This window comes from Mesorhizobium robiniae (genome assembly GCF_040545535.1).
GTDB classification, from domain to species: Bacteria; Pseudomonadota; Alphaproteobacteria; order Rhizobiales; family Rhizobiaceae; genus Mesorhizobium; species Mesorhizobium robiniae.
In genome coordinates this window covers 128,842-144,426 of record NZ_JBEPMC010000013.1, presented here as the reverse complement: position 1 = coordinate 144,426, position 15,585 = coordinate 128,842, and the positions used below count along the sequence as shown (strand labels likewise).

The 15,585-nt window shown below is 59.6% G+C and carries 11 protein-coding genes; 8 read left to right on the top strand and 3 right to left on the bottom strand.

The window, feature by feature from the left end; all coding sequences use genetic code 11:
* The first annotated feature begins 8 nt into the window (after window positions 1-8).
* The 4 genes from ABID19_RS28890 (at window position 9) to ABID19_RS28875 (ending at window position 9,000) form a co-directional block, all read left to right on the top strand.
* Window positions 9-1,238, top strand: a complete 1,230-nt coding sequence (locus ABID19_RS28890; protein WP_263804964.1) for a cytochrome P450 — start codon at window positions 9-11, stop codon at window positions 1,236-1,238.
* Window positions 1,239-1,919: 681 nt separating this feature from the next.
* On the top strand, window positions 1,920-2,747 hold the full coding sequence (locus ABID19_RS28885) for a cell envelope integrity EipB family protein (RefSeq protein ID WP_263804965.1): 828 nt from the start codon (window positions 1,920-1,922) through the stop codon (window positions 2,745-2,747).
* Between the two features lie 486 nt (window positions 2,748-3,233).
* The gene (locus ABID19_RS28880; RefSeq protein WP_263804966.1) at window positions 3,234-7,706 is read left to right on the top strand and encodes a Ulp1 family isopeptidase; all 4,473 of its coding nucleotides are present in this window, start codon (window positions 3,234-3,236) and stop codon (window positions 7,704-7,706) included.
* Between the two features lie 517 nt (window positions 7,707-8,223).
* Complete coding sequence (locus ABID19_RS28875) at window positions 8,224-9,000, top strand: host specificity protein (protein ID WP_412177249.1); 777 nt, start codon at window positions 8,224-8,226, stop codon at window positions 8,998-9,000.
* Window positions 9,001-9,697: 697 nt separating this feature from the next.
* Here ABID19_RS28875 and ABID19_RS28870 read toward each other — a convergent pair.
* Window positions 9,698-10,435 (bottom strand): helix-turn-helix transcriptional regulator, encoded by a 738-nt coding sequence (locus tag ABID19_RS28870; RefSeq protein WP_263804968.1) that lies wholly within the window; start codon window positions 10,433-10,435, stop codon window positions 9,698-9,700.
* Between the two features lie 1,206 nt (window positions 10,436-11,641).
* On the opposite strand from ABID19_RS28870, the gene ABID19_RS28865 reads away from it, so the two are divergent.
* Window positions 11,642-11,980: a hypothetical protein gene (locus ABID19_RS28865; RefSeq protein WP_354494173.1), complete on the top strand. Its 339-nt coding sequence runs from the start codon at window positions 11,642-11,644 to the stop codon at window positions 11,978-11,980.
* 337 nt (window positions 11,981-12,317) lie between these two features.
* Here the strand turns inward: ABID19_RS28865 and ABID19_RS28860 are convergent, their stop codons facing one another.
* Both ABID19_RS28860 and ABID19_RS28855 read right to left on the bottom strand, forming a co-directional pair.
* Window positions 12,318-12,584, bottom strand: a complete 267-nt coding sequence (locus ABID19_RS28860; protein ID WP_006205846.1) for a hypothetical protein — start codon at window positions 12,582-12,584, stop codon at window positions 12,318-12,320.
* Window positions 12,581-13,651, bottom strand: coding sequence for an acyltransferase family protein (locus ABID19_RS28855; protein WP_006205845.1), 1,071 nt, complete (start codon window positions 13,649-13,651; stop codon window positions 12,581-12,583). Before ABID19_RS28855 ends, ABID19_RS28860 begins: the two co-directional genes overlap by 4 nt.
* Window positions 13,652-13,717: 66 nt before the next feature.
* Between ABID19_RS28855 and ABID19_RS28850 the strand changes: the two genes are divergently transcribed.
* Genes ABID19_RS28850 through ABID19_RS28840 form a run of 3 tightly spaced genes read left to right on the top strand, consistent with a single transcriptional unit; the run spans window position 13,718 to window position 15,577 of the window.
* Window positions 13,718-14,308: a hypothetical protein gene (locus ABID19_RS28850; RefSeq protein ID WP_263804970.1), complete on the top strand. Its 591-nt coding sequence runs from the start codon at window positions 13,718-13,720 to the stop codon at window positions 14,306-14,308.
* Between the two features lie 59 nt (window positions 14,309-14,367).
* Window positions 14,368-14,877, top strand: coding sequence for a hypothetical protein (locus tag ABID19_RS28845; protein WP_263804971.1), 510 nt, complete (start codon window positions 14,368-14,370; stop codon window positions 14,875-14,877).
* A 1-nt stretch (window position 14,878) separates the two neighbouring features.
* Window positions 14,879-15,577 carry a transglycosylase SLT domain-containing protein gene (locus tag ABID19_RS28840; protein ID WP_263804972.1) on the top strand — a complete coding sequence of 233 codons (699 nt, stop codon included), beginning with the start codon at window positions 14,879-14,881 and terminating at the stop codon, window positions 15,575-15,577.
* The last annotated feature ends 8 nt before the right edge of the window (window positions 15,578-15,585 follow it).

Below are 15,585 nucleotides of genomic sequence, written 5' to 3'. Positions count from 1 at the left end.
GCCGTGGTATGCAACTGGTAGCGGATCATATCGCCACGAAGATCTCGGCCGATATTCCTGTGTGGGACATCGATCCGTACGATGCGGAGATTCTCCGTAACCCGGCACCCTATTATGTCGAACTGAGAAAGCGTGGTCCGTTCGTCCACATTCCCCGGTATGCCATTCTCGCTTGCGGTCGCTTCAATGAGACTAGGGAAGTTTTCTCCGACTGGCAGCGCTTCGTTTCCTCCCGAGGAGTTGGCCTCACGGATTTCCAAGTCGCTCCGTCCTGGCGCAAGCCATCCATCGTATTGGAGGTGGAACCGCCCTATCACACAAGGACGCGAACAGTCATTTCACGCGCCCTGTCTCCCCGTGCGATGAGTGTGCTCAAGGATGCTTTCGCCGAGAGGGCAAACGCGCTGGTCGACGACCTGGTCGAGCGCGGCGAGTTCGATGTGGTTCCGGATCTGGCTGAGGCATTTCCCGTAAGTGTGTTTCCTGCGGCCGTCGGGCTTCAAGAAATCGACACGCGCGCGCTGGTTGATTTCGGTGCGTTCGGCTTCAACGCTTTGGGTCCTGATAACGCCTTGCGCAGCGCTGCGCTGGAACGGGGACCCCAAATCATGCCCTGGATCATGAAGCACTGCAAACGCGAAGCGTTGGCTCCGGGGGGCTTCGGCGAAACCATCTACGCGGCAGCCGATGCCGGCGAACTGACCGAGGACGAAGCTGCAATGCTCGTGCGGTCGCTGCTGTCGGCGGGCGTCGACACGACCGTGACCGGCATTGGCAACGCGGTGTGGTGCCTTGCGTCAAATCCGGGCGAGTTCGAAAAGCTCAAGAGGGATCCCAAGCTTGCCCGGCCAGCTTTCGAGGAAGCACTGAGGTATACGTCGCCGGTCCATTCGTTTTGCAGGACGGCCAGTGTCGACACCACCGTGGGCGGTGTCGACATACCCCAAGATACCAAGATCCTCTGTGTTCTCGGCGCGGCCAATCTTGATGAAGATCAGTGGCCGGAAGCCAGGTACTACAAGGTCGACAGACGACCTGTCGGTCATCTCGCATTTGGTGTGGGGATCCATGGCTGTGTGGGCCAGAACGTTGCCCGAGCGGAAGCAGAGGCAGTCCTGACTGCGATCGCAAGCAAGGTCGGATCAATCGAGTTCGTTAGCGAACCTGTCTGGCGCCCCAACAATGCGATCCATGCGCTCGACAGCATGCGCGTGCGCTTTACGCTACGCAATAGCTAGGAGTGCTGGCACCGTGGTTTCAGTAAGCTGCTGCCGCGCACCGGACGGTCGTGTTGCGACGATCGACCGAAGGCGGATGTGGCACTCGATGTTGGCCCTTGAGCGTGGCGCGCCCTTCAATAGCCGGCTGCCATTCCTGCTTCTCAGCCTTCGAGGCGAACAAGGAGGGGTTGCCGCGCACTGCGTCGATGACTTCGGAGTTCGCTGCGAGTCGATCGAGCACGGCACGGATGACGGTCGGACGCTTCGACGATTGAATCGATCTTCATGGCGTTCGCGGCCGTATGAAGATCCTGATACATCCGCACAAAGCGGTCCGACGGTCCGACACTTTGTGCCATTGCTGCTTCACTACGTTTCGCGAGTTCCCCCTCACGATTTCGGTGACCGATCGCACCGACTGCGCCACGCCACGCGGCAGTGGTTCGGCCACTATTGCGGATGCGTTGGCGGTGGGAGCACGCTTCAGGATTGACGACTAGGAACCTATTAGGGCCGCTGCCCATGTTGAGAGGGTTTGTCGCTTTCGCGACACGGTGATGTTCGGTCGGCGTGCCCACACACGCTCAGTTACGCCATTGAATAATATGTAGCACAGTTTCTGAGGTTCTTTCTGCGCGGTTGGCACGACTCTTGATGCTCTCGTTGCGCGACAGCAGGTTGCGCCAACTGGAGTTGCGAATGCGTATCCCGAGACGGCTCGTCCTTCCTATCATCGCCCTCTGTGTCTTTGTGCTTTCGGACACGGCCGCCGCGCGCTTTCTGCTACCTCATCGTGCCGTTTACGACATGACGCTGATCAAGGCTTCCGACAGATCAGGGATTGCCGACGTAACGGGTCGTATGATTTATGAGTTCTATGGCTCTGCCTGCCTAGATTATACAACCAATACCCGCATTGTGACGCGCATCGACTCGGTCACCACGAGTGGGCTGACCGACCAGCAAATGACGACCTTCGAGGCTGCCGACGGCAACACTTTCTCATTCATGACCAAGACCTATGTCGACCAGGCACTTCAGAAGGAGGTGCGCGGCACGGCGACACGCGAGGGCCAGAACGTCATGGTCAGGCTGGAGAAGCCGGAGCACAAGGATTTCGACATTGGCTCAACACAGTTTCCGACGCAGCATATGCTCGACATTATGAACCGTGCCGATGCCGGTGAGACCCTTTATGAGACTAGACTGTTCGACGGCGTCGGCGATGCCGACAAGGCTATGACCACGAGCGTCCTAATCGGGAAGAAGGCCGAGGCCGAGAAGAATGACCCTGAGGCGCCAGCTCTCGCCAAACTGGAAAAGGATCGCGCTTGGCCGATCGAAGTTGCCTATTTCGACGACAGCACGGAGCGCGGCGACGAACTTCCGCAAACTATAATCAACTTAAAGTTACATGAAAATGGGATCGCGCGTGACCTAGTGATGAACTATAGCAACTTCTCTCTTTCCGGCAAACTCGTCAAACTCGAGCTGTTGGATATGAAGTCGGGTATCTGCGACAAGTAGCAATGGCCCCCGGCCGCGGTGGCAGACTTCACCTCTTCAGCGGCTGGCGCAACTGCGCGCCCAAACCGGCTCGCCAAAAACGGGACTTTCAAATCGGAGGCCCGCGCTCTCGGGGTGGGGCAATTTCGGCTAACCCGCGAGCCTCGTTTGCTCAACGAAAATTGACCGAGTTCGAGAAGGTACAAATCATAAACGGTCGCAAGGCGCGGCATCTCCGCCAATATCCGTCGGCCGAGATCGACGCGACCTTTAGGGACCATACTGCGAGCATGGAAATCCTCGTTTGCCCATCCGCGATAGACGTAGAGGCACCGGACCGCAGACTGTTCTCTTCGAGCGTTCGCTTTACAGACGGCGGGGATCGTCAGCTTCTCGACAGCTTGCCCGAGTAGTTTTGAGCCTCCGGTGACCTATAAGCGTGAGACAAGCTTGGACCTACCTAACTTCAATCCAACGGATCCGGCTTGGCGGGAGACGTTCGACGCCATGCAACGGCAGCAGGCGGCGCACGCCGGGCACAATTGCTTTGAGCAGCACTTGCTGCGCGAGGCGCGCCAAGCCGATGCCGCGTCCGTCGCACGGATCCATGCGCCTCGAGACCGCTTTTATCCTCGTCTGTCTGACAAAGACCGGTGCCTCATCGACGCGGCGATCAAGGCCGAGGTTGCGCGCCGGGATCTGAAAGGGCCGACGTCCAGGGGTTATGCAGCCGCTCTTCGCAGATTAGCGGATGATCTCGGATCGCAAGGCAAGACGCTTTCTGCGCTCGATCACCAATCCTTGATTGCTTACGCTAAAAGTTTCTTTGCCCATGACGGGACAATGGTGGCCGCGTTGACAGTGCTTCGTAAGCACCGCGACCCCGGCGCTCCTGCTGACGGACGTCAGCGTAATGACCCCCCTGTGGAAGACAAGAACCTCATCGAGCGGGTTGTCCAGGCGGCGGCTGCGGACCGGGGATGGCTACCGAGCACCGCCGAGCAGTATGATAGGACTCTTCGCAGATTGGCGACATCCCTCGGCCCAGGCCAAACGATTACTGCAATCGATCACAATTCCTTGGTCGCACATGTCAAGTCATTCGGGGACCGGGATAAGGAGGCGATGGGAGCCGCGCTGACGGTGCTTCGTGAATATCGTGAGCCAGGTATTTTAGCGGATCGCAGGCCTCCACATCATGGTTCCTCTGGTGCCGACCCCGTCGCAGGGGTCCATGCGCCTCGAGACCGCTTTTATCCTCATCTGTCTGATAGCGACCGGAGCCTCATCGACGCGGCGATCAAGGCCGAGGTTGCGCGCCGGGATCTGAAAGGGCAAACGCCCAGGGGTTATACGGCGGCTCTACGCAGATTGGGGAATGATCTCGGGTCGCAAGGCAAGTCGCTTTCTACACTCGATCACGAATCCTTGGTTGCTTACGCTAAAAGTTTCTTTTCCCATGACGGGTCAATTGTGGCGGCGTTGATGTTGCTTCGTAAGCATCGCGACCCCAGTGCTCCTGCTGACGGACGTCCGCGCAATGAACCCTCTGTGGAAGACAGGAACCTCATCGAGCAGGCTGTCCAGGCGGCGGCTGCCCGACGGGGATGGCTACCGAGCACCGCCGAGGAGTATGATAGGACCCTTCGCAGATTGACGAAATCCCTCGGCCCTGGCCAAACGATTACTACACTCGATCACGATTCCTTGGTCGCACATGTCACGTCATTCGGGGATCGGGATAAGCTGGCAATGGGAGCGCTGACGGTGCTTCAAGAATATCGTGGGCGCGGTACTTTAGCTGATCGCAGGCCTCCCTCCATGGAAGGCGGGCGCCTCATCGATGATGTGGCTCGTGTCAGCGGACACCCCGAGACGACACCCGCCAACGGCTCTCGGCAGGCGGAGGATCGGGCCGTCCAGTCGCCGTCAACTTTCAATTCGGCGGAGCTTTGGGAGGGGGCGGATCAAGCTGGTCAGTTGCCAGCCGACAGTTGGGGCACGGTGAACTTTTGGCAAGGTGTGCCCTCACCTCCCTTTTCGCCGGCAGGCGCTGTTGATCAGCCAAGCCCAGCCCTCCCCTCGCCGGGGCTGGCTGTCAATCCAGAGGAGGTTCTGCGAGGGGCGGATCAGCCGGAGCAGTTGAGACCAGCGAAGAGGCAGAGGACGCTGAGCAATCCCCAAGGGGATGCCATTGAGCGGCAACTGAGCGCGATCGGCAATTCAGGCGGTCGCGTGCTGCAGGCCCCCATCCATCAACTGGCTTCGTCGTCAAGGGAAGCGCAGCCCATAATGCAGGGGAGCGGGCAAGATTACATACCAGCGCCGCACACCGGAGGTGGTGGGGCGATCTTAGGCGCCTCGGCGCTGCAGCCGGATCGTTCAACAACGGTTTGCGTAGGTGGCGACAAGCGTCCTCTTTATTCCGAAGATGCGTCCCTCATGGAGGGTCTCAGGGCGGCACTCATCGCCCGTGGGGCCAAGGACGGCACCGCCACGCGCCATGTGAATTGTCTTCTCAACTTCAGTCGTTGGCTCGTTGAAAACGACAAGCAGGGCATTGCTCCTCGGCTTCACGACAAGTCGCTGGACGACGACGTCAAGGAGCTCGAAAGAAACGGGGGGTCGTCGTCCATCGTTCCGGCTCTCAAGTATCTGAAGACATACCAGGCGGGCGCACCCGCGCCAACGATAGGACGTACTGTCCTGAATCCTTATCCCGACGACGCGGCCCTCATCAAAGAGTACAAATCAGCAGCGCCTGCGAGCGGGCTCAGTCCAGATAGCGCCAGTAACTATGCAAGTGCCCTTGGCAGTTTCGGTCACTACCTGCGTCAAAACAACATGCCGGGCATTGCTGCCCGGCTTCATGACAAGTCGCTGGATGAAGATGTCAATCGCTATCCCGGTAGTTACAAACGGGTCGTATTCGCTCTGGCTCACCTTCGCAAGTCACTGCCGCGCAGCGAAGCGTTGGAACCTGAGCGCCAGATTGCCACCGTGCCGCGCGCTGTCGGATCTCCAGTGGCCCTCCCCGGGGAAGGTTACGATCAGGATCAACTTTGGGAGATGCTGGAAGAAGCTGGCCTACCGTCTTCCCTCGCGCCAACCGCGCGCCATTCCCAGGCCCCGGATTTCGGAGAGGCCGTTCGTCACTTGAACTGGCGCCACGCCCACCAGCGCGCGCCAGACGAGTTGATCGCTGCGCTGGACAGGAGCAACCTCATGCCGAACCAAGAGGTTCAACTGACCAGCTTTTTGATTGATGGCGAGCGCTACACGGCGGGTTGGTTGCCGCTAGGGGGTAGGCCGAGAACCCCACTCAATCCGCGAGGCGTTGCCATTCGCCTCAGATATCGACCGGAAGCCGCTCCGCTGCCCAACTCGCGGCCGGGGAATCCCACCTGGCCACAGCTGTTCGACCGGACGATGGAACCACCCAGGGCGGTTTCCGCAAGGGCTGAGGGGGCGGCAGGACTGAATGACGTTCAGCTCATCCATCACGCCGAAGTCGGGCCGATGAGTGAAGCTGCGTCAGCGGCAACGCCGAGGGCTCCGTCGGACATCTACGGCGGCCTTGCCTCTCTGGTTCATTTGCCGGTCACTCCGCAGGAGCTGCGGGATGATGCCCACTATGCGCCGGGGCTCCCGCGCCTACCATCCGACGTTCAGCTCGTCCATGGGCCGATGAGTGAAGCTGCGCCCGCGGCCACGCCGAGGGCTCCGTCGGACATCTACGGCGGCCTTGACTCGCTGGTTCATTTGCCGGTCACTCCGCAGGAGCTGCGGGATGATGCTCACTATGCGCCGGGGCTCCCGCCCCTACCATCCGACGGTCAGCTCATCCATCACGCCGAAGTTGGACCGATGAGTGAAGCTGCGTCAGCGGCAACGCCGAGGGCTCAGTCGGACATCTACGGCGGCCTTGACTCTCTGGTTCATTTGCCGGTCACTCCGCAGGAGCTGCGGGATGATGCCCACTATGCGCCGGCGCTCCCGCGCCCACCATCCGACGTTCAGCTCGTCCATGGGCCGATGAGTGAAGCTGCGTCCGCGGCAACGCCGAGGGCTCAGTCGGACATCTACGGCGGCCTTGACTCTCTGGTTCATTTGCCGGTCACTCCGCAGGAGCTGCGGGATGACGCTCACTATGCGCCGGGGCTCCCGCGCCTACCATCCGACGTTCAGCTCGTCCATCACGCCGAAGTCGGGCCGATGAGTGAAGCTGCGTCAGTGGCAACGCCAAGGGCTCCGTCGGACATCTACGGCGGCCTTGACTCGCTGGTTCATTTGCCGGTCACTCCGCAGGAGCTGCGGGATGATGCTCACTATGCGCCGGAGCTCCCGCGCCCACCGTCCGACGCTCAGGTCGGAGCTTTGCATCCGACAGCCTCGCTCCACGATGGCGGCTGGCTGGAGCTCGGCGCCAGTGAGTGGCTGGCCGACAAGCATATCTTGGCGGATTACGCGCTCCTGGCACAGGATCTGCAGAGGGACAATCCTGATCTCGCCGCGCGGACGCGGCTCGTGGATCCCCTCGTAGCCCTTTATCATCTGCGCTTGGGCGCCGAAATCCTCGCGCTACGCGCATTCCAGCGCATAGTCCATGATCAGAGGGGTAACGATACAGCTGACTTCCTGTTTGTACCAGTAAGCAATGCCCAACCTGATCGCCCCGGCGACCACTGGTCGCTGTTGCTCGTCGACCGCCGTGTGCGGGAAAGCCCTGTCGCCTATCACTACGACTCCGCCCGCGGGTACAATGACCAGCCCGCAGCAGAGTTCGCAGCAAGGCTGGGCGCTCGCCTCGAGCCAGCCCGCATGGCCCAGCAGCCGAACAGCTATGATTGCGGCGTCTTTATGGTCGACGGCACGCGGGCTCTGGTTAGACGATTGGCGCAAGGACACCAGCCAGCCGTGCTGCACCTCGACAATCTCGTCGCCGACCGGCAGGCACTCCAGAACCGACTCAGGGGCTGACGTCGGTTTCTGCCCATGGATATGGCCGGAGGAAGCGACCGCGCACGGTATCACACCTGCGAGCCGTTCCGAGAAATGGAGTCGTAAATCCGATCCAAAATCCGTGCTCTTGGAGGGGAGCCGCTTCTGTTGAGAAAAGACCGGATTTTATCGCAAACTTTTGGCAAAGGTCTCAGAAAAGCTATCGCTAGTCTCTCAGGCTCCCTGTCAAGGCTGAAAGCGAGAGGGAACAACTGCTTGGTGCAAGTGTGCAAAGCAGTTGGATTGGCTGGAACTGCACAGGGCCGGTGGGGGAACTCGATGCCTTCTCATGCTCTCGAACCTGACGTCAGGTCATCGTCAGTTTGACCGAGTATGGTTCGCAGCAAGGCTTAGACAGCCTCCACCTGCGAAAAGACTTAAGCCGAAGGGAAGCGTCATGTATAATCCAATCAGTGGCTCATCCACACGCGCTAGCCAAGCTGACGAACCGGGTCAGTCGGTTGAGAGCGATAGTTTTACGGAAACACTTGCGGGAATGCCGTCCCGGTCGGCGTCGGATCCCCATGCGAGTTCGTCTTCTGCGCCGACACACCCGTACTCGCTTGCTTCCCAACCTCCTGTCGTCGAGCTCGAAAGGTCTTCATTCGCCAGAAAAGTGAAGGACTTTTACGGCGATGAAATCAAGCACATCGCCGAAAATCCACAAGAGTACTCGCCTTTCGTGTCCTCAAAAGCCGGGCGCACGGCAACAATCGCTCGGCTCTACGGTGGCACTGACACTGATACGCCCAAGGCGCGATATTTCAGTTATGATCTGGGCGAAAAAAGCGTTGGGCTTTTAAGAACAGAGGGCGGATTTGGCATCAATAACGAGCCGTGGCGGGAACAGTTTCCTGGTCGAAAAGAGATCACATCGGTTGTAGATCTTCGGGTTACTCATCCGCTTGTCGAGAACGCAGGTGATATTCTGCTCGAGCATCAACTTCGACTCGACGGCGAACGGCCGTTGATCATGTCACGCCCCGCTTCGCAAGGGATGGAAGCCCGGCTGGCGCAGATGGGGTTTGTTGACGTGGGTGAAAATCGGTGGGTGCTTGACCCGACGCAGCGTCCCGACAAGTGGACGGAAAATAGTGACGGTGAATGGCAGCGGGCCGACAAACCTGGGCTATATCTCTCTAAAGCCGTGAGCGATGATAGCGGTAGTGCCACAAGTGTTGAGGGGTATTCGAGTGGAGCCAGTATCGAGACGGATTCGTCCGATGATGACCCGTCTTGGTACTTCCAACAATTGAACCTGAACCAAGGATAAGGCACCAGCTGGCTTCGATGGACCTGTTGTTGGACACACTCGCTCTAAACAACTATCCGCCCCTGCGTCACGCATCTCGACAATTTCGAAAGGGCGGCAAGCAATGCCGCCCTTTCTTCGTGTCCATTGCGCCGGTTGTCGGCGACCCGCAAGCCGGGGTATAGGCCCGACAAGGGTTAAGCTTATGTTTGGACGGATACTGCCTTTTCTCCTGGGGCTGGCTTTACTGTTGGGTAGCGGCTGCGCGCGCAGCGATGATGGTACGGTGATTATTCCGAGAGCGCTTGATACGAGGCGATTCTTTGACAAAGAGCCGTCACACCTGCAGCAGCCACAGATCGAAACCAGCGTGTTTCCGGTTGCGACACAGGAGCCGGAACGGCTCGAACCGCGCCGTACGGCAAGTCTCAAGACATCAAACAGACGGGCATCGCCGGCCGCAAGTCCTCCGCTCTCCTCTTCCGAGCCACACAAGCCGCTTGTCTGCAAGAACATCAGCGAGCCCGGCAAGCGGTACCGTGTGGTTTGCGAATAGGACACTTGGTTTGGCCAGCATTCTACCCACGCGGTGCCTTCTGGATCAGGTTGTCCAGAGCGACGTCTCCGTTCTTTCCCATGATCCAATCATTCTATCATTCCCAGCTTCACGAAACGCAACGAGTTCACAGGCGGCTTCCGCGAAGCGCTTGGCTACCGATCAGAACAGTTTTTGAAAGAAAAGGCCGCGCTCGGTAGCGATCGCAACCGCATGGGCCAAGCTTTTGGCACCCAGCTTGGCCCGTGCCAGATCGAGATGAAATCGCACCGTGCGAGGGGATAGCGACAGTATCTCTGCGGTCCGTTTGACCTTCTCTCCCCTCGCGTACCATTTCAGGCATTCGATCTCTCTATCGGAGCAGACCGTCTGATGGCGTGGCCTTCCTTGGATTCGACCGATAGCATCGTGAAATTCGCCGGCGAGATACTGGAAGTCGCGGGCCTCGGATTTGAGAAACGCCTGCCACGCCGCAGCGTTCTCGTTGCTCGTCACGCTCAGAATGCCGCGGTCGCCGTCGACACCCCTAACCGGGAACGTGATGCCATGCTTCCCGACACCATGTTCCCTCGCTTCACCAAAGAACGTGCGCACGGCCTTGTCCGATAGGTCGATCTCCTTCCAATCAACCAATGTCACAGCACGTAGCCCATGGCGAAGCACGGGATCGATGTCGAAAAAATCCTTCTCGATATAGCGTTTCACCCAGTCAGGCGAATAGGTGGTCACATAGAATGGCTTGCTCGGTTCCTCGTAAACCGGACTGACGGTAAGAAAGGCCGCCGTCTCAAGGCCGTAACTTTCGACAATTGTGTTCAGACGGTCCGCTGCGTCCGCAAGAGAGGCAACTGCTCGAATACCTTCCGTCATGTCGTGAAACTTTGAGTCAAATTGCGCCATATCCAGCTTACCTCCTTGATATCGACGTGCCTCTCCAGCCATTCGTACGCCCATCTAACCAGGTTGCTCCTCGCTCGATCCCAGCGTCTCGCGACCTGTCAAAAGTGACAGGCGAAACCGCCAGTATACTTAGGTTGCAACCCCATTTATTCCAGGTTGCATGGCCACAACCCGGCGTGGAGGAAACGCCTTGGATACGATCGTATTTTCGTCAAACGATGTGGATCGGCTGACTAACCCTGTGCGTACCGCGCGTCGTGCGTCACATCGGAGTTCCGGAACGACCGACCACGAGGTTTGCCGTTTCTGTTCGGAGCTGGAACAATTAGACGCTGATAGGGATGCCCTTTTTGCTTTGTCCCCTCCACCTGTGCCGGGCAACCCTGCGCAGAGCAAGCAGTTCTTCACAAAGCTGAATGCGATTACGGCTCGCTATTTAGCGCTCGAAGAGCGGCTTCGAGAGGCTCGCAGCGACACTAGGCAAGGCTACCCCCGAAGCCGCTGAGTTCGTCCAGTCGGATGCCGCTGCGACGGCTGCGGCGTAGCGCGCATTCAGGCTACCGATTGCCCGATGGTCCAGACTTGCCGAAATCCAGAAAATCAGACCGCCCAGCGTCAACTCGACACCGAGGCTCCCTACCTAGCCCATCGGGCACCAATGCGGATACGATCACACTCCTCCCCTCGCTGCATCTGAGTCAGAGACACTTGCACAGCGATTTGCAAGATAGTTTATTGACTCAATGATTCCGAAGAGGAGTGATTCATGGGAACCAGTAATCAACTTTTGCTTCGTGCACCTACGGCGGCGTCGACGGCTGCGACCTGGGCCAGACCGCGACGCTGGGAAAGCAGACGTGGCCTTATGGCGTTGTCGCCATGGCATGGCTCGCTCCACCGGAAACCCTCACCTGCAAACCCATGACCCCCGAGACCGAGATGCATTCTTTTCGTCACATCCTCCACCTCGTCGCATCCGCGGCCTTGCTCGCCGGTTGCGCCGGGCGAGTGCCGGATGCTTCACATTGGGCCGGCCCCGTTTCGGTTACGGACTCCTATTGGAAGCCCGATCGGGTCAGTCGCAGCCGGCAAGAATATGCGCCCGATTTGGGCCGCTTCCCACCGGTCATTACCCAGCGAACCGGCTATCCGACCGAAGCTCAGGCGAATAGCGCCTTGCGCCGCTCGCATTGGAGCTCCGTGCCTGTGCGCACGCTCGTTACCAAGGAAGGCATCAAGACGATCTCCGTCCCTGCGGAAGCCCCGGACACGATCGCCGCAGGCGTTCGTGTCTTTGCGTGCCGGCCCGGAGCGCTCAATGGCTATACCGGTCGCGTGCAACACTACGAAGGCCCCGTCGTCGCATGCGCTTCCGACCTCCTGTCTGCCGATGGTCGCGTGGTCGCCCGAGTACCCCTCAATTTCTACTACTGGCAGAAGGCTTGGCGCGTCCAAGACCCGAGGCCGTCCTACACGTCCGTCCCATGGGCTGATCAGGAGCCCTCGCCACCCAAGAGCAAGGGCTGGTTCGGCAACCGCTACTGAGCAGCGGCCGTCACACTGCCGCGTGTCGGCTGGCCAGATGCGCACAGAAGCCGACGGCCAAACCAATCGCAAGGCGCCGGCGTCGCCATGGAGGCCGCATCGCTCACCTCCAGCCGAAAAATCGTGATTTCCGCAACTTTTTCTTTTAGGTACAAGCAGGCGAGGGACTATTTTCGCAAGGCTTTCGTTCTATCCCTTTCCAGGGCGAAATAAGTGACAGTGCTCGGCATTGCTGACGGTCGCCCAACTCGCGGGGGTGTCGTGCATTCGGCATTTCGGGATCGAGCGGCAGGCTGCACAGCCTCCCAACCTCGTAGCTACCTCACGGTCCTATCGATTAGGTTCTGCTCTTCTTCTGGGGCTCGCTTTGCACGAAAACGTCCAGCACTTGCGCGATATGAACCCCTGACGGCGATCCGTTGCGCACCATACCCCTCGATACCGCCGAGCGCATGGCTCCAATGACGCAGCATGCCGCGACGAGCGCTGCCACGGCATCGCCGTCGGTTTCGGTCAATAGCTGCTCCGCCAGCGCCCTCGCTCCTCGGGGAATTTGATCGACATCTTCACCACCAAGCGACCACTGACGATTTTCTTCCGTCACGGCGACACCTCCCGGACTGTTCGATTTGACCATTGGCGGCCGAGCTGGCGGAACGGATCTCCGATTGCCACCGTCAGCACATGAGACAGCCCGATCGCGACCGCGATCGAGAGCGTTGCCGTCGCCGGAGCCTCCAGGAATTGGCCAAGCGACCAGTTGAACAGCGCCAGCACCGGCAGATGGATCAGATAGAGGGCATAGGAGATGCCTCCCAAGCGGCGCAGCATCCGCCCCGGCCAGTTCACAGAATCATCCCGCAAGGTCGCCCTTGTCACGATCCACCCGCACATCAGCGCCAGCACGGCAGTCGCCACGCCATGCGTCGCCGGCGGCAAGATCGCCAACATGAAGGCCGCGATCGACATCCAGAACGCCGCTTCCATGTTGCCGATCACCCGCAGGTGTTCCGCCAGACGGGGCCATGCGCTTGTGCCCATGGTTGCTCCGATCGCCAGCCCGACCGCGATTGCATCGATGCGGAACGTCCAAAGCGTCCCGCCCCAGGGCCGCAGCGTGAACGTCCCGACCACGAGAACGAGTCCGGCCAGCGCGACGAGCGCCCGCCGCGGTAGCAAGAACACCAGGAGCGGAGCCAGTAGATAAAATTGCATCTCGGTGGCGACCGACCAGAATGGCCCAAACGCAAAGGCGTTCCCGCATCCTGTGGCGCCCCCGAAACAGGGCGCCCAATGCGCATTCGAGATGAAAGCGAATGCCGCCTTCGCGTCTGCAGGCTCAACGCCGCTTCCCGGGATGATCAACCCGATCGAGAGAATGGCGCCGACGCACCAGGCCAGCGGCACGATCCGCATGACACGCCTGACATAGAACGCGGAGGCCGCCTCGAGCGCTCCGCGCTCGAGGCGCAGGCTTCGCAATGAGCGTTCCACCACCAGGCCGGAAATCACAAAGAACAGGTCGACCCCGACGCTCCATGCCGGCGCAAACAGCAGAGCAGCGACCGGCCCGCCTTCTCCGAAGACCGGCCCGACATGCGACAGCACCACCAGCCCGATCGCCAGGCCTCGCAATTCATCCAGCCTCGAGAGGCGGGCTTCTTGTCCCATCCAAAATCATGCTCGACAATCATTACGACATTGATTTAATCATAGGGCATAAAAGCGAGACAAGGAATGCATGGCCCCCTGACATTTGTCGCAGTTGCGGCTGCCCTTACATTGGCGCCCCATGCTTCGGCTCAGTCGCTCACGCATGATGCCAACGCCTGGCGCGCCGTCGCCTACGCCGATCTCGAGCTCCCTAATTCGGAAGCCGTGCCCTACGCCTCCCTATGGGCCGACCGACTGAAGAAAAACAACGACGCCTATGTGGCCAAAGGCGATATGCGCTTTGCGGTCGCCAATGCACCAGCTTCCGAGAGTCACATCGTCGTTCGCAGCCCAACCAAAACCGTCGTCCTCTCGGTCCTGCACACGCTCACCGGCTGCTCGCCGATCCGCACCGATCCAGTCGGCAAAGCCACGCTGAAACGGTGTCCCATGCGCTTGGCGATCTATCAGAACGGCCGATCCACGGTCGCTGACGCTGGCTCCGGCTGTTTCATCGAATATGGCGCGCAACCGAACAACGTCCGCCCCGACCTCGCTCGGAATGGTGCAATGGGTGCATATGATGTTCAGGCCAAAAGCATTCGCGCCGGCATCGTATTCCAAGGTGAAATCGCCCCGGAATGCCAATTCCGGGTCCCTATCCCGCAAACCTAGGGGAAGCCGCGATGCCTGGTTTGCTTCCGGCAACCTCGATATTCGGAAGGAGCGCAACCATGATCGACATGGAAAACCTGACCTTATTCAGTACACCAGCGTGCCACCGGCCATCGCCAGCGGATCAAGGCTTCTTTCACAACGCGCGATGCGCGGTATTGACCGCGGCTCCTGCCGGCGGTCACGGCGGGATGATGTTCAGGAGATCTGCCATGGCCAGCCCGACAATCTTCGCGACTCTAGCCGTCTTGATCTCGCCGGCAATCGCGCAAGCGCTTGATCCGCTCAAGGCTCCGCAGGGATCATATGTAGCGTCCACACACACATGTGCCGATCTCGACCAAGGCGTCGGCGCTCTCGAACTTGCCGAGTTCGACGGCGACGCAATCACCGTCGGCGCGAGCACCTGCAAGATAGCAGGCACCCGTCATGCTGACGATGCGTTCCAAGCCTCATGTACCGAACGTGGCAGCAGCTCCCCGGTCATCACGCCGATGAAGATTACGCGCCCATCCAGCGACGCGCTCTCCATCAATGGCGCCATCTATAATTTCTGCCCGGGGAAGTAAGATGCTGCGTCCCTTCCCAATACTCCTCTCCGCGCTCCTGGTCGTTGGACAAGCGCCTGTTGCGCAAGCGAATTCCTTCGATCAGGATGCAAGTTCTTGCGACCTCCATAACAAAACAACCCTGCGTTCCCTTTGTACGAACGGCGCGGGTGTGCCGAGCTATCCGTCCATGCAAGAGATGATGGAGCGCAGCCCGAACATCGCCAATATGATTGTAGACGCCGCCAACAAGTATGGCGTTGATCCCAAGCTCGCTCTTGCCGTATCCGCTCACGAAGGCGCGATGTCAGCATGTGCCGGCTCCTTCAGTGGCGTTCTTGGGCCGATGCAGCTTACGGGGGCCACGGGCCGGGCCTACGGAATGGATCGGGGCATCTTGTCAGAAAACATTGAAGGCGGCGTAATGACGCTTCGCGATGCCGTCAAATCGTGCGGCGGCACTTCAAGTATTCGCTGCCTCGCCGATCGTTACAACGGCAGCACTGAAAGCCAGCGCCGTAACTGGACGAACGACGTAAACCGCCGCTATGCCGCCCTCAATTCGGCCGGCCAGTCCATTCCTCAGGGATGCGGCGCGCAAGCGATATGCCAAATGGGACCAGGCGACTTTCCGACGCCCAATGATGGTGACACGAAACTCGCTTCATCCGCTCCCGGTCCCGCCGGCAGCGACATCAACGTTGCCCCTGGTCAGGTGTAACCCCCGCC

What these genes read in the sequence shown, in the direction of transcription:
- ABID19_RS28890 (WP_263804964.1), top strand. Translation starts at nt 9, where the DNA reads ATGCAACTGGTAGCGGATCATATCGCCACGAAGATCTCGGCCGATATT.
- ABID19_RS28885 (WP_263804965.1), top strand. Translation starts at nt 1,920, where the DNA reads ATGCGTATCCCGAGACGGCTCGTCCTTCCTATCATCGCCCTCTGTGTC.
- ABID19_RS28880 (WP_263804966.1), top strand. Translation starts at nt 3,234, where the DNA reads ATGCAACGGCAGCAGGCGGCGCACGCCGGGCACAATTGCTTTGAGCAG.
- ABID19_RS28875 (WP_412177249.1), top strand. Translation starts at nt 8,224, where the DNA reads ATGCCGTCCCGGTCGGCGTCGGATCCCCATGCGAGTTCGTCTTCTGCG.
- ABID19_RS28870 (WP_263804968.1), bottom strand. Translation starts at nt 10,435, where the DNA reads ATGGCGCAATTTGACTCAAAGTTTCACGACATGACGGAAGGTATTCGA.
- ABID19_RS28855 (WP_006205845.1), bottom strand. Translation starts at nt 13,651, where the DNA reads ATGGGACAAGAAGCCCGCCTCTCGAGGCTGGATGAATTGCGAGGCCTG.
- ABID19_RS28850 (WP_263804970.1), top strand. Translation starts at nt 13,718, where the DNA reads ATGCATGGCCCCCTGACATTTGTCGCAGTTGCGGCTGCCCTTACATTG.
- ABID19_RS28845 (WP_263804971.1), top strand. Translation starts at nt 14,368, where the DNA reads ATGATCGACATGGAAAACCTGACCTTATTCAGTACACCAGCGTGCCAC.
- ABID19_RS28840 (WP_263804972.1), top strand. Translation starts at nt 14,879, where the DNA reads ATGCTGCGTCCCTTCCCAATACTCCTCTCCGCGCTCCTGGTCGTTGGA.